The 14511-nt window shown below is 42.9% G+C and carries 11 protein-coding genes; 7 read left to right on the top strand and 4 right to left on the bottom strand.

Annotated features, from left to right (window positions below; genetic code table 11):
- The first annotated feature begins 9 nt into the window (after positions 1-9).
- The 6 genes from trkA to HT99x_RS00030 all read left to right on the top strand — a co-directional run bounded on the left by trkA (position 10) and on the right by HT99x_RS00030 (position 7277).
- Positions 10-1380, top strand: coding sequence for a Trk system potassium transporter TrkA (trkA, locus tag HT99x_RS00055; protein ID WP_075065094.1), 1371 nt, complete (start codon positions 10-12; stop codon positions 1378-1380).
- A gap of 60 nt (positions 1381-1440) precedes the next feature.
- Positions 1441-2850 carry a TrkH family potassium uptake protein gene (locus HT99x_RS00050; protein ID WP_075065095.1) on the top strand — a complete coding sequence of 470 codons (1410 nt, stop codon included), beginning with the start codon at positions 1441-1443 and terminating at the stop codon, positions 2848-2850.
- Positions 2851-3018: 168 nt separating this feature from the next.
- Positions 3019-3942, top strand: coding sequence for a glycine--tRNA ligase subunit alpha (gene glyQ, locus HT99x_RS00045; RefSeq protein ID WP_310886090.1), 924 nt, complete (start codon positions 3019-3021; stop codon positions 3940-3942).
- The gene (glyS, locus tag HT99x_RS00040; RefSeq protein WP_075065096.1) at positions 3935-6022 is read left to right on the top strand and encodes a glycine--tRNA ligase subunit beta; all 2088 of its coding nucleotides are present in this window, start codon (positions 3935-3937) and stop codon (positions 6020-6022) included. Before glyQ ends, glyS begins: the two co-directional genes overlap by 8 nt.
- Positions 6019-6552, top strand: a complete 534-nt coding sequence (gene gmhB, locus HT99x_RS00035) for a D-glycero-beta-D-manno-heptose 1,7-bisphosphate 7-phosphatase (RefSeq protein ID WP_075065097.1) — start codon at positions 6019-6021, stop codon at positions 6550-6552. Before glyS ends, gmhB begins: the two co-directional genes overlap by 4 nt.
- Before the next feature lie 89 nt (positions 6553-6641).
- Positions 6642-7277 carry a lysophospholipid acyltransferase family protein gene (locus HT99x_RS00030; protein WP_445971439.1) on the top strand — a complete coding sequence of 212 codons (636 nt, stop codon included), beginning with the start codon at positions 6642-6644 and terminating at the stop codon, positions 7275-7277.
- 112 nt (positions 7278-7389) lie between these two features.
- Here HT99x_RS00030 and gyrB read toward each other — a convergent pair whose 3' ends face one another.
- Complete coding sequence (gene gyrB, locus HT99x_RS00025) at positions 7390-9807, bottom strand: DNA topoisomerase (ATP-hydrolyzing) subunit B (protein WP_075065099.1); 2418 nt, start codon at positions 9805-9807, stop codon at positions 7390-7392.
- 264 nt (positions 9808-10071) lie between these two features.
- Here gyrB and pgeF point away from each other — a divergent pair, with 264 nt between their 5' ends.
- Positions 10072-10848, top strand: coding sequence for a peptidoglycan editing factor PgeF (gene pgeF, locus HT99x_RS00020; RefSeq protein WP_075065100.1), 777 nt, complete (start codon positions 10072-10074; stop codon positions 10846-10848).
- A 26-nt stretch (positions 10849-10874) separates the two neighbouring features.
- On the opposite strand, the gene recF is transcribed toward pgeF, so the two are convergent.
- The 3 genes from recF to dnaA form a co-directional block, all read right to left on the bottom strand.
- The gene (recF, locus tag HT99x_RS00015; protein ID WP_075065101.1) at positions 10875-11975 is read right to left on the bottom strand and encodes a DNA replication/repair protein RecF; all 1101 of its coding nucleotides are present in this window, start codon (positions 11973-11975) and stop codon (positions 10875-10877) included.
- A 69-nt stretch (positions 11976-12044) separates the two neighbouring features.
- Positions 12045-13166: a DNA polymerase III subunit beta gene (gene dnaN / locus HT99x_RS00010; protein WP_075065102.1), complete on the bottom strand. Its 1122-nt coding sequence runs from the start codon at positions 13164-13166 to the stop codon at positions 12045-12047.
- Positions 13167-13170: 4 nt separating this feature from the next.
- Positions 13171-14511, bottom strand: a 1341-nt coding sequence (gene dnaA / locus HT99x_RS00005; RefSeq protein WP_375338918.1) for a chromosomal replication initiator protein DnaA, incomplete at its 5' end; no start/stop codon positions are given.

Here is a 14511-nt window from a genome sequence, read left to right as displayed (position 1 = left end):
TGAATACCAATGAAAATTATTATATTGGGTGCCGGCCAAGTCGGCGGCACATTAGCAGAGCACTTAAGTCTCGAAAACGACGTGACTATCGTCGATATTAATCCCGATCGCCTGAATGATTTGCAAGAACGTCTTGATATCCGCACGGTTTGCGGACCAGCTTCCTATCCCAATGTGCTCTTAAATGCCGGCGCCGAAGATGCTGATTTATTGATTGCGGTTACCAATTCCGATGAAGCGAATATGGTTGCTTGCCAAGTTGCTTATAGTCTGTTCAGAACCCCAACAAAAATAGCGCGCGTCAGAGCGACACAATATGTCGCTTATGAAGAATTATTTGGCAGCGGCGCATTAGCGGTGGATATGTTAATAAGCCCTGAACATTTGGTGATGCAGCATATTAAGCGATTGATTGAACATCCTGATGCTTTACAAGTCGTCAATTTTGCACAAGGACGTGTGCAAATGGCGGCAGTACGCGCCTTTTATGGTGGCACCTTAGTTGGGCATGCCTTAGGTGACATGAAAAAGCATATGCCACAAATTGATACAAAAGTGGTTGCTATCTTTCGCCGCAATAAAGCCATTATTCCAAGCGATGACACGATTATCGAGCCTGATGATGAAGTCTTTTTCTTAGCAACGCCATTACATATCGATGCCGTCATGAGCGAGCTTCGTCAGCTCGATCAACCTTATAAACGGGTGATTATCGCGGGCGGCGGCAATATTGGCGCCAAACTTGCTGAAGCATTGGAACATCAATTTAATGTTAAGATTATTGAAAAATCGGTACCTCGCACTCAACGACTCGCCGCAGAACTCAATAAAGCGGTTGTCTTATTAGGCGATGCCGCCGATCGTGAATTATTACTTGATGAAAACATTCAAGAAACCGATGTTTTTTGTGCGGTCACCAATCAAGATGAAGCCAATATTATGTCGGCGATTCTGGCTAAACGATTAGGCGCTCACAAAGTGATGGCGCTTGTTAATCGTTCAGCCTATGTGGATGTGATTGAAGGCGGTGATATTGATATTGCTATCTCTCCCCAGCAAGCAACCATTGGCAGTCTATTAACCCATGTCAGACGAGGCGATGTAGTCAATGTCCACTCCTTACGAAGGGGAGCAGCAGAAGCCATTGAAGCGGTTGCGCATGGTGATAAACAGACTTCACAAGTCATTGGTCGCAAAATTCGTGATATCCATTTACCCAAAGGCACAACCATTGGTGCCATTGTCAGAGAAGATCAGGTGATCATTGCACATGACGATTGTGAAATTGCCCCAGAAGATCACGTCATCTTATTCGTCATAGACAAAAGTCGCATTCAACATGTTGAACGCCTATTCCAAGTGGGCATTACATTTATCTAATAAAGAGGCGCACCACATTTTATGGCGGTAGCAAATTTTAGAATTTTAGGTCTTTTGCTCATGATGTTGAGCCTTACCTTCGTTCCGCCACTCTTTGTTGAACTCTGGTATCAAGATGGTTATACCCTGACTTTCCATTTATCGTTTGCGGTGACTTTTGGATTGGGATTCTTGCTGTGGTTCCCTGTTCGCAACCGCGCTCAACCTTTACGAACCCACGATGGCTTTTTGATTGTGCTTCTTTTTTGGTTAACCGCAAGCTTTGTTGGCGCCTTGCCCCTTTATTGGAATATCGATCCTGATTTATCGTTTACTGACGCCTTTTTTGAATCGGTTTCGGGCTTTACCACAACCGGTTCAACTATTTTTCATCATTTAGATCATTTACCGCATTCTATTTTATATTATCGACAGCAATTACAGTTTTTAGGCGGTATTAGTATTGTTATTTTAGCGGTGGCTATTTTACCTGCTTTAGGCATTGGTGGGATGCAGCTTTTTCGCACGGAAATTACAGGCCCTGTTAAAGATGACAAATTAACGCCACGAATTACTCAATCGGCTAAAGCCATTTGGTTGCTTTATGTTGGCATGACCATCACCTGTGCACTTTGTTATTGGCTAGCGGGCATGCCTTGTTTTGATGCGATTGTTCATAGCTTTAGCACCGTTTCAACCGGTGGTTTTTCAACCCACGATCAAAGTCTTGGATTCTATCAAAGTGAAGCCATTGAATGTGTGGCTATCATTTTTATGATATTAGGTGCGATTAGTTTTAATTTACATTACTTAATGCTAAAAAATCAAAAATTGCGGATTTATTTTAATGATCCTGAATTTAGATTATTTGCTAAAATCATTTTAAGTGCCACCATTTTAGTGTGGGTGTTTTTAGTCATTGCCGCTGATAATAATAAATCCCCTGATTTGCTATTCGATGCCCTTTTTCAAGCCGTCTCGCTTTCAACCACCACCGGTTTCCTATCCACCGATTTTTCTTTATGGCCCTTATTTGTCGGTTTGTTGCTCCTATTTTGTGGCGTAATAGGGGGCTGTGCCGGTTCAACCACCGGTGGCGTAAAAATCATTCGGGTATTGCTGTTACAAAAACAAGGGACGCGAGAAATTAAACGCTTAGTTCATCCCCATGGGCAATATGTTATTAAATTAGGTGAAAAAGCGATTTCATCCCGCGTTATTGAAGCCATTTGGGGATTCTTCGCTATTTATTTTGTGATATTTATTGTTTTATTGCTTTTACTATTAATGGTTGAACAAGATTTTTTTACCGCCTATTCCGCCTTATTGGTCACTATTTCTAATTCAGGCCCCGGGCTTGGCCGTGTTGCGAGCGATTTTTCAACCTTAAGCTCCCCTGCAAAATGGATCTTGAGTTTTGCGATGCTAGCAGGACGTCTTGAGATCTTTACAATCCTCGTCCTGCTATCACCGACTTTCTGGCGCCGTTAGCAAGGGTCTGGGTAGTCTTCTTGATACTTCTTTGTCAGCGAGTGAATATTCGATATTTAATAAAGTGTTATTTAGTTAACATATTACTTATATTCAATACCCACAGCTTAAGAGCCGGTGTATACTATTTGGCATTTTCCAGTTTATTCTCTGCCAAGGTTACTCTGAATGACAGAAATTCAACGACCCTATACATTTGCTGAAATAATTCAAACCCTGCATCGATTTTGGGCCAAACAAGGTTGCGTTATCCTACAACCATTAGACATGGAAGTGGGCGCAGGCACCTTTCATCCAGGTACCTTCTTGCGCGCAATTGGTCCTGAGCCATGGTTTGCCGCCCATGTGCAACCTAGTCGGCGTCCAACCGATGGCCGCTATGGCGATAACCCCAATCGCACCCAATTATTTCATCAATATCAGGTGGTATTAAAACCCTCGCCGCTTGAAATTCAAGCATTATGCGTCGAGTCACTGCAGGCAATTGGTATCGATCCTAAAGAAAATGATATTCGTTTTGTTGAAGATAACTGGGAATCACCCACGCTGGGAGCCTGGGGCTTAGGCTGGGAAGTTTGGCTTAACGGCATGGAAACCATTCAATTTACCTATTTCCAACAAGTGGGCGGTTTAGAATGCAAACCGGTGATGGGTGAATTAGCTTATGGCCTTGAACGCTTGGCCATGCATATTCAAAACAAAAATAGTATGTTTGATTTGTTGTGGGCAAAAACCCCTTTAGGCGATGTCACCTATGGTGATGTCTTTCATCAAAATGAAGTCGAAATGTCAGAATACAATTTCGAATTAGCCAATACCGAGATGCTCTTCACCCATTTTGATGACTATGAAAAAGAATGCCAAAAATTAATTGCTGCCAATTTACCATTACCGGCTTACGAAATGGTTTTAAAAGCCTCACATACCTTTAATCTTCTCGATGCCAGAAGCGCCATCGCGGTGACAGAAAGACAGCGCTATATTTTGCGCGTTAGAACACTCGCGCGTGATGTCGCTGCTGCTTATTATGCCGCCCGAGAAAAGCTCGGATTCCCTTTAGCAAAACAAAAAGAAGAGAACTCTTATGCCTAATACTGGGTTAGCAACACTCTTAATTGAAATTGGAACGGAAGAACTCCCACCACATCACTTAAGCAAATTATCAGGCACTTTTTCTAAAGTGTTAGCGCAAGGATTAACAGATGCAGGTATCACCTATAGTAAGGTTGAACATTTTGTGACGCCACGGCGAATTTCGGCACGTTTACAGGATGTTCCTGCAACCCAGCCACAACGCCTTGTGCAAAAACGCGGGCCTGCGATTGCCAATGCTTATGATGCAAGTGGTAATCCAACACCTGCCGCTTTAGGCTTTGCCAAAAGCTGTAAAGTGTCTATCGAACAATTAAAAGTCTTGGAATCACCACAAGGTTCTTGGTTGGTATTTGAACAACAAGAAGGCGGTATGCCTTTAGAACATATTTTGCCAGCCATTATCGAAAAAGCGATTAATGAAATCCCTGCTAAAAAACGGATGCGCTGGGGAGATAATACCTTAGAATTTTTACGCCCCATTCATTGGTTAACTATCGTTCACGGCTCAAATGGTTTGCCAATAAAAGTCATGGGTATCAACGCAACCCAACATACGCACGGGCATCGCGTGCATGCGCCGCAAGCGATTTTAATTAACAATGCTGATGAGTATTTACCCATTCTACGCGACGCAAAAGTCATTGCTGATTTTGAAGAACGAAAGCAAATCATTAAAAACACGATTGAATTTCTCGGAAAAAATCACGGTGGTAATACGGTGATTGAACCTGAGTTGCTAGATGAAGTGAACGGCTTAGTCGAATGGCCTGTTACTTTATCTGCAGAGTTTAATAAAGCATTTTTAGAAGTGCCACAAGAAGCGCTGATTTCTTCTATGCAAAATCATCAAAAATGTTTTGCCATCAAAAATCCTTCTGGAAAATTATTAAATACCTTTGTCTTGGTAAGTAATACTGAAGCGATTCCCCCTGATAATATCAGGATAGGCAATGAGCGCGTGATGCAAGCAAGACTTGCAGATGCGAAATTCTTCTACGATCAAGACAGAAAGCATCCGCTCAATTCACGCCTGGAAGGTCTAAAAAATATGATTTTCCAGAAAAAACTAGGTACTTTGTATGATAAATCACAGCGTATTTCTAAATTAGCAGGACATATTGCCAAATTAATCGATGCATCCCCTAGATTATGTGAAACGGCAGGAAAATTATGCAAGGCCGATTTACTGACCGAAATGGTTTTTGAATTTCCTGAATTACAAGGCATTATGGGCAATTATTATGCTCGCAATGATGGCGAACCCATTGAAGTTTGCACCGCTATTCAAGAAAGCTATTTACCCCGTTTTGCAAAGGATTCGCTTCCTGAGTCCCCCACTGGGATCTGTGTTGCTCTCGCTGACAGGCTTGATACGTTGATTGGTATTTTCGGCATTGGGCAATTACCCAGTGGTGATAAAGATCCTTTTGGATTACGTCGTCAAGCATTAGCTATTTTGCGCATTTTAATTGAGAAAAAGCTGCCTTTAGATCTTGAGGAGCTCTGCCAAATTGCGCGCCATGGCTATGGCGGGCTCTTCGATGAAGAAGTCGTACAACAAGTACTTAATTTTTGCTTCGAACGGTTTAAAGCGTGGTATCAAGAACAAGGTATCAGCCCACAAACCATTGAAGCGGTCATGGCAAATCGCTTAACCGAGCCCTATGATTGTAGTCAACGCATTCTGGCAATTAGCCATTTTCAAACATTACCCCAAGCAGAACATCTGGCCAGCGCTAACAAACGGGTGCGAAATATTCTGCAAAAATCCAACATTCTTTTTAATCTGCAACAGCTTCCGCCAATCAATCAAGATTTACTGGCCGAACCCGCAGAAAAAGATCTGTTCCTTGCAATAGAAGCTTTAAAAGGACAAACTGCTCCCCTGATTTCTGAAGGTCAATATCAAGAAGCACTAGTTGAACTCGCTAATTTGCAACAAGTGGTTGATAATTTCTTCACGCAAGTCATGGTCATGTGTGAAGATGACGATTTGCGTAATAATCGTATACGCTTGTTAGGTCATTTATCAGCCCTATTTATGCAGATTGCTGATATTTCAAAATTGGCCTTATGAAATTAATCATTTTAGACAGGGATGGGGTTATCAATGAAGATTCCCCCGATTACATTAAATCGGTTGATGAATGGCATCCTATCCCTGGCAGTTTAGAAGCCATCGCGCTATTAAATCAGTTCGGTTATACCGTTGCGGTTGCGACCAACCAATCTGGGTTAGCACGCGGTTTCTATGATGAAACTACCCTGAACGCTATTCACGATAAAATGCGCTTAAGCGCGAAAACCGTGGGTGGTCATATTGATAGCATTTTCTATTGCCCACACGGACCCAATGATCATTGCGATTGCCGCAAACCCAAACCGGGCTTATTACAGCAAATAGCAGCACACTATCAGATCTCACTAACAACCGTTCCCTATGTTGGTGATTCTTATCGTGATCTAGACGCTGCTAATCGTGCTGGCGCTGTTCCGATTTTAGTGTTAACCGGTAATGGCCACAAAGCATTATCAGTCGATTCAGCTTTTGATTTTGCTCACTTTGATAATTTATTAGCTTTCGCTAAAACATTGAAAAATTCATGATTTAAGGAGCGCGTATTATTTTGTTTTTGAGATCACTCTTGTTTGCTGTAGGACAGATTCTCAGCGCGATTATCCTTGCAACAATTGGAATGCTCTTGTTTTTTTGCCCCTATGCAATACGTTATCGTGTTATCACCTCTTGGTCTCATTTTATTATTTGGTGGGCAAAAATAGTTTGTGGTATTCAATATGAAATCACAGGACTTGAGAATCTTCCCCATAAAAATGCGGTTGTTCTTTGTAAGCATCAATCGACTTGGGAAACCCTTTTTCTGCAAACCATTTTGGGACAACAAACCTGGGTACTTAAAAAACAGCTTTTAACGATCCCTTTCTTCGGTTGGGCATTGCGCTTGATCGAACCCATTGCGATTGATAGAGAAAAATCGAGCTCGATTAAGCAGCTATTAGAACAGGGCAAAACACGCCTACAACAAGGTCGTTGGGTGGTTATCTTCCCAGAAGGCTCACGTATAGCCGTCGGAAAATCCGGGCGCTATTCAAGAAGCGGAGCCGTATTGGCAAAAGAAACCGGCTTTTCGGTGGTACCTATTGCCCATAATGCGGGCGTTTTATGGCCAAGAAAAGCCTTTGTGAAGAAACCCGGCATCATTCATGTCGTGATTGGGCCAGAAATAAAAGCTGATAATTTAACCGCGGATGAGATCCATGATAAAGCCAGAGAATGGATTGAAACCACGATGACAAGCTTGCCAGTTAAATGACAAATAATAAATGGTATTTATCGTTGGCTTATTTTGAACAAAAAAAGAACGTTCTTGCCCCTTTTTGACCCATTTTTTGTTCAAAATAGGCCAAAAAGGAACGTTCTATAAACTATACGTCCAAATTTTCGACATGCAACGCATTCGCTTCGATAAAATCACGCCGCGGCTCAACCTGATCGCCCATTAGCGTCGTAAAGATCTGATCCGCCGAAATAGCATCTTCTACCCGAACTTGTAGCAAACGTCGAGTTGTTGGATCCATGGTGGTTGACCATAATTGATCAGCGTTCATTTCTCCCAACCCTTTATAGCGTTGAATTTGCTGTCCCTTTTTAGCTTCTTGCATCAACCATTCTAAAATCGCTTTAAAATCTTCCGAAGCAAACTGCTTATCGCCACGCATCACATAAGCACCAGGCTCTAGCAGGTTTTGGAATTCTGCACCGGCTTGCATTAAAAACTGATATTCATTGGCTTGGAAAAATTCTGGATATACACGATAAATATTTTCTACACCATGAAGTGAAACATGAATGGTTGGAATAAATCCATGCAATTCATTTTCTTTCTCGATGCTAAATTGGTATGACTGCCCATTTTGCTTCTCAAGGACCATATTCTTTTCAAGCTCTGCAAGCCATTCTTTCAAAGAAGCTTCATCTTTTACAGCCGTGCTGGATAAAACAGAAGTGCGCATCATGGCTTGTAAAATAACGGATGGATAGCGCTGTGAAAGTCGAGCAATCAACGTTTGTGTCTTATTAAAACGCATCACCAGCTGCTCCAACGCAACACCCGAAATGGATGGCGCATGAGGATTCATGAATAACCGAGCATCTTCCAGCGCAATTTGCGTTAAATACTGTTGTAATGCTTCATCATCTTTAACATAGCTTTCTTGTTTACCGCGTTTCACTCGATATAACGGTGGCTGAGCAATATAGATATAGCCTCTTTCAATCAATTCTGGCATTTGTCGATAGAAAAAGGTTAATAACAGTGTACGGATGTGCGAACCATCGACGTCAGCGTCAGTCATGATAATAATATGGTGATAACGTAATTTATCAGGATTGTAATCTTCTCGCCCAATACCACAACCTAATGCAATAATCAGTGTGCCCACCTCTTGTGAAGAAAGCATTTTGTCATAACGTGCTTTTTCAACGTTAAGGATTTTACCTTTAAGTGGCAAAATAGCTTGAGAGCGACGATCGCGTCCTTGTTTTGCAGAGCCTCCCGCAGAATCACCCTCTACTAAATATAATTCTGATAAAGCAGGATCACGTTCTTGGCAATCTGCTAATTTTCCAGGTAACCCGGCAATATCTAAAGCACCCTTGCGTCTTGTCATATCACGCGCTTTACGTGCAGCTTCTCGCGCTCTTGCTGCCTCGATCATCTTATTCACAATGGCTTTAGCTTGAGCCGGATTTTCCATTAAGAACGTGTTAAAGGCATCACTGAGTGTTGATTCAACAACCGATTTCACTTCAGATGAAACCAATTTATCTTTGGTTTGTGACGAGAATTTTGGATCCGGCACTTTAACGGACAATACCGCCGTTAAGCCTTCTCTAGCATCATCGCCCGTGGTCGATACTTTATCTTTCTTTAAGATCCCTTCTTGCTCTAAATATTGGTTGAGCGTTCGAGTCATGGCACCTCTGAAACCCGATAAATGGGTACCACCATCCCGCTGCGGAATATTATTGGTAAAGCAGAAGATATTCTCAGAATAGGTATCATTCCATTGAAGCGCCACTTCAACGGTAATATTGTCCTTCTCTTTAATAAAAGAAAAAATATTAGGATGAATAGCGGTCTTGTTGGTATTTAAAAACTCAACAAAGGCTTTAATACCACCCTCATAACAAAATTCATCTTTTTTGCCAGTGCGTTCATCTTTGAGTTGAATTTTAACGCCAGAATTTAAGAATGAAAGCTCTCGCAAACGTCTTGCCAGAATGTCGTAATGGAATTCAATGTTGTTAAAGGTTTCTGCGCTGGGCTTAAACCAAATCTCGGTTCCGGTGGTTTCTGACTCACCAACCACTTTTAAAGGCTCTGTGGGCTCACCGTGGCTATAAGATTGGGTATGTAATTTACCCTCGCGACGAATCGCCAAACGTAGTTCTGCGGATAGCGCATTCACCACGGAAACCCCTACACCATGCAAGCCACCAGAGACTTTATAGGAGTTATCATCAAATTTACCGCCAGCATGAAGGACGGTCATAATCACTTCAGCAGCAGACACCCCTTCTTCAGGATGGATGTCGACAGGGATACCTCTGCCATTATCTTTAACAGAAATAGACTCATCAGGATGGATAGTGACTTGAATCAAAGAGCAGTGGCCAGCCAATGCCTCGTCAACCGAGTTATCAACCACCTCAAACACCATATGGTGTAAACCGGTACCATCATCGGTATCACCGATATACATCCCTGGACGCTTTCTAACCGCGTCTAATCCTTTTAGAACTTTAATACTTGATGAATCATAGGTCATCTCTGAAGTCATGCGTTACTCCATTAGCGATGAAACAATCGCATATGTAAATTGTTTCACGTGAAACATCCCCATCTTCTTTGCGTTCATTAAGAGGGCCCTATTTCTTTAAAAAAGGGCTCAAAGGGGTACCCTGAAATGTGCATTTATTTTACCATATTCAGCCGTTTAGCTCTTCATTTTTCTGATATTTTTGATGATTAGTCGTCACAGCTCGATATATAGAGATATCTGACAAACTTACTAGTGGACTATCCATGAAAAAGGGAGCAGTCTATGCTCAAAACGATTCAAAACCCGCTCTTAAAACAGTTTGAAGGTATTGGCCATGCATTCTTCACGCGTCAAGGAGGCGTAAGCACCGGTATCTATCAAGGCTTAAATTGCAATCTCGCATCAGGGGATGATCCAAAGCATGTTATTGAGAATCAAAAACGTGCGCTTGCTCATCTTGGGCTCCAACATTCAACGCTAGCAAGTTACGATGCCCAACATGCCAACCTGGCTGTGATTATTGAAAAGCCTGGGCAGGCTATGCCACAAGCAGATGCTATCATTACCAATCATCCTCAGGTTGTACTGGGCGCCGATAGCGCGGATTGCCCTACTATTTTATTGGCCGATCCGAACGCCCGAGTCATTGGATTAGCCCATGCTGGCTGGCGCAGTGCATTGGGCGGGATTGTAGAGGCAACCTTGCAACAAATGTTGTCTCTTGGAGCCCGTGCGGCGCACATGACGGCCGTTATTGGCCCAGGTATTGCCCAAGCAAGCTATGAAGTCAGTGAACCTTTCATTCAACAGTTCCTAGAGAGCGATCCTAACAATCAAATCTTCTTCCTCCCGACCTTGAAGCCACAACATTGGCTATTTGATTTACCAGGCTATATCCAGATGCGCTTAAAGCGCCTTGCGCTTGGGCAAATCGCCTGTATTACTCTCGACACCTATACACACGACGATCTGTTTTACAGCTGTAGGCGCTCATTCCATCAAGGGTTGGGTGACTTTGGAGGGCACCTAGCCTGCATTTACTTAGACAGTTGCCGATGAGGTTCTTTATGTCCTTTCTTGGGAACTCAGGCAGGGATGGCGTCTTCGAGAGAGCAAAGGGTTCCTTGTTCCACGTGGAACATTTTGCGGCGCTCAGGCGGTATAACTTCTTGCCAGTCCTTTGCGGTTACCCCGGTCAAAAAGACCTGGTGTCCTTGCGCATCTAAGAGCTGTAAAAGACGCTGTTGATTGGCCACATCAAGCTCTGAGGTCAAATCATCGAGTAAATAGAGGCAACGCTTTCCATGACAAGCCGCCAAATGCTCCGCTTGAGCAAGATAAAGCGCCGTAATCCATAGCTTCTGCTGCCCACGAGATAATACCTGCCCTACAGGGAACCCTTCCAACGTCATTAAGATATCAGCGCGATGTGGACCAACACTGGTATAGCCATAGCGCCTATCTTGGCTTAAAGCCTTTGCTAGAGCGTCTGCCAGGGATAAATGCGTGTCCCAACCAGCAACATACTGGGTCTGGATGGGTAGACAACTCGGCAATAGTTTCTCTTGCATGGCTAGCAGGAAAGGCATCAGCTCAAGTAAGTATTGCTGTCGATACTGAGCCAATTGCTCCCCTACTTGCGCCAAATCATGGTCCCATGCCGCCAGTTGTGACGGAACAGCCTGCTTAAGGGCTGCATTACGTTGCTTTAAGAGGCGTAAATAGCGCTGGCATGTCTGGCCAAATCGAGGTTCCACGTGGAACACCCCCCAGTCTAGGAGCTTACGACGTTCTTCAGAGCCTGCATGAAGCACTTTAAAAGCTTCTGGGGTAATGAGCTGTAAGGGCAAGACAGTTGCAAACTCTGACATTCGCGTACAAATTTCCCCCCGCACCTTGCAAATCACTTCACCTTGACGAAATTTTTCAATTCCTACTGAAAATTTACTCCCAGCAAGATCCATAATCTCGCCAAAACAAGCGAGCCTCGCTTGCTGGTAAGTAATTATTGAATGGATCTGCCGTGCTCGAAACGATCGCCCCACCCCCAACAAGTGAATTGCTTCTAAAACACTAGTTTTGCCACTGCCATTATGTCCGGTAAAAACATTAAATTGTGGATGTAGATGAAGAATAATTTCTTGTAGATTACGTACAGAATGGATATGGAGACGATTTAATTTCATTTATACTCCTGTACTTTCCACTCCAGCCAAGAGCCTTTCTGAGCACTAATGCGAGTATTGAGTAAAGCGCTATAGGCGCATTGGCATTACAACATACTGTAACCCAACCCGATCGACACCTTGTTCTTGCGTTTCAAATAATACCACTTGGCTAGGATCTGAAAAGGTTACTTTCACTTGCTCTGTTTTAATAATACTGAGGAATTCGATGATATAGCTCGCATTAACGCCAATTTCCATGCTGGGGCCGTCATAAGGAATTTCGACTTCATCTTCTACTTCGTCTTTATCTGCAGTCACAGCTACGATTCTCAGTAGCTGCGATGAGAATTGTAGCCCCACACCACGAAATTTATCAGAAAATAGCGCGGAAACGCGCAATAATGCTTGTCTTAACGGTTCGCGGGCAACAACCACTTGATATCCTGTTGGATTGGTTGGCATCACTCGACGATAATCTGGGAATTTTCCTTCTATCAGCTTCGTAATAAAACTCGAATGCATCATGACTGCGCGTAAATGGTTTTTCCCAATTACCAAGCCAATTTCTTCTTCACCCTCTTGGAATAACCGCTGCATTTCCAAAATTGCTTTTCGTGGAACAATAACCGCCAAATTTTCTGATAAATGCGGGGCTTTTATCGGTAATGCCATGGTTGCCAAGCGGTGGCCATCGGTTGCAACCGCGCGTATTTCATCGTTGGAAAAAATTAAATAAACACCATTTAAATAATAACGCACGTCTTGGTGTGCCATTGCGAAGCTTGACAAGTCAAGTAACTGACGAATAACTGCTTGCCCTACGGATAGCTCTATATCCCCCGGCATCTCTTCTACTCGGGGAAAATTTTCACCTGGCATGCAGGCTAAAACAAAGCGACTACGATTCGCGCGAACAGCGACTTTATTGTCGGTCAATTCAAAAGAAATCTGCGCAGAATCGGGTAATGCTTTACAAATATCTATCAATTTTTTTCCAGGGATCGTTGTTGTGCCCCCCATTGATCCTTGCGTCAATGGAATACGAGCAATCATCTCAATTTCTAGATCAGTGCCCGTTAACGATAACAACTGGTTTTTTACAGAAACCAGAATATTCGCTAAAATAGGCAGAGTTTGTCGCTTTTCGACAGCCCCTGCTACGCGTAATAATGGCTTTAACAACGCTTCTCGCGAGATAGTAAATTGCATAATGTTAAGTTGATAAAATACGCATCAAATTAGAAAAATCTTCGCCAATATCAGCATCTGTTTCACGCATTTTCTTAATTGTACGACATGCATGTAAAACCGTTGTATGATCTCGACCACCAAAAGCATCGCCAATTTCAGGCAAACTGTGATTTGTTAATTCTTTACAAAGCGACATTGCAACTTGACGAGGTCTTGCAACGGAACGATTTCTTCGTTTAGAAAGTAAATCCGCCACTTTGATTTTGTAATATTCTGCGACGGTTCGTAAGATATTATCAATGGAAACTAATTTATCTTGCAGCGCTAATACATCTTTTAGTGCTTCTTGTACAAACTCTAAGGTTATCGCACTACCTGTAAATTGGGCATTCGCCACAATACGTTTTAAAGCGCCCTCTAATTCACGCACGTTGGAGCGAATTCGTTTAGCAATAAAAAAGGCGACTTCATGTGGCAACACCATACCACTATGCTCTGCTTTGCTCATTAAAATGGCAACGCGTGTCTCAAGTTCGGGTGGTTCAATCGCAACGGTTAAGCCAGAGCCAAAACGAGATTGTAAGCGTTCTTCAATCCCGTTGATTTCTTTAGGATATCTATCCGATGTTAAAATAATTTGTTGTTGCCCTTCTAAGAGCGCATTAAAGGTATGGAAGAATTCTTCTTGTGATCGCTCTTTGCCCGCAAAAAATTGAATATCGTCAATTAATAATGCATCAACAGAACGATAAAAACGCTTAAATTCATTAATCGCATTACTTTGTAAGGCTTTAACCATATCTGCCACAAAACGCTCAGAATGTAGATAAATAACATTAGCGCCTTTGCGATTGGCAGTGATCGCATTACCAATGGCATGCATTAGGTGTGTTTTGCCTAACCCTACTCCGCCATATAAGAATAAGGGATTATAAGCACCACCTGGATTTTCAGCGACTTGCTTTGCTGCAGCCTCAGCTAGTTGGTTAGATTTTCCAACAACGAAGTTATCAAAGACAAAATTCGTGTTTAAGTTACATTGATGCGAGACTTTGGGAGCACTGGTTGGCTGTCGCTGCGTGCTGGCTGGTGTTGTCTCTTCAACCACAGGTTCGACCATACGCTCACCGATACCTATCATAACGCGCAGCTGTTGGCCTCTATTGAGCTCTGTCAACATCTGGCCTATCCGGGCAAGATAATCCTGAGTAACGCCATCTAAGACGTATTGGTTAGGCGCCCACAAGGTCAACCCTGTGCCTGATTCTTCTGCCTGCAGGGGGCTGATCCATTGATTGAATGCAGATTGTGCAATTTCTTCTTTTAATCGCTGCAAACATTGCTGCCAAAGTGATTGACTCAC

Origin of the sequence: Candidatus Berkiella aquae, from assembly GCF_001431295.2 — a bacterium.
In the GTDB taxonomy this organism is placed as follows: Bacteria; Pseudomonadota; Gammaproteobacteria; order Berkiellales; family Berkiellaceae; genus Berkiella; species Berkiella aquae.
The sequence above is the reverse complement of the archived record's forward strand: the minus strand, read 5'-3'. Positions and strand labels throughout refer to the sequence as shown.

Coding starts and splice junctions, on each gene's coding strand:
- trkA (WP_075065094.1), top strand. CDS start 10: ATGAAAATTATTATATTGGGTGCCGGCCAAGTCGGCGGCACATTAGCA.
- glyS (WP_075065096.1), top strand. CDS start 3,935: ATGCCTAATACTGGGTTAGCAACACTCTTAATTGAAATTGGAACGGAA.
- HT99x_RS00030 (WP_445971439.1), top strand. CDS start 6,642: ATGCTCTTGTTTTTTTGCCCCTATGCAATACGTTATCGTGTTATCACC.
- glyQ (WP_310886090.1), top strand. CDS start 3,019: ATGACAGAAATTCAACGACCCTATACATTTGCTGAAATAATTCAAACC.
- pgeF (WP_075065100.1), top strand. CDS start 10,072: ATGCTCAAAACGATTCAAAACCCGCTCTTAAAACAGTTTGAAGGTATT.
- gmhB (WP_075065097.1), top strand. CDS start 6,019: ATGAAATTAATCATTTTAGACAGGGATGGGGTTATCAATGAAGATTCC.
- dnaN (WP_075065102.1), bottom strand. CDS start 13,166: ATGCAATTTACTATCTCGCGAGAAGCGTTGTTAAAGCCATTATTACGC.
- gyrB (WP_075065099.1), bottom strand. CDS start 9,807: ATGACTTCAGAGATGACCTATGATTCATCAAGTATTAAAGTTCTAAAA.
- HT99x_RS00050 (WP_075065095.1), top strand. CDS start 1,441: ATGATGTTGAGCCTTACCTTCGTTCCGCCACTCTTTGTTGAACTCTGG.
- recF (WP_075065101.1), bottom strand. CDS start 11,975: ATGAAATTAAATCGTCTCCATATCCATTCTGTACGTAATCTACAAGAA.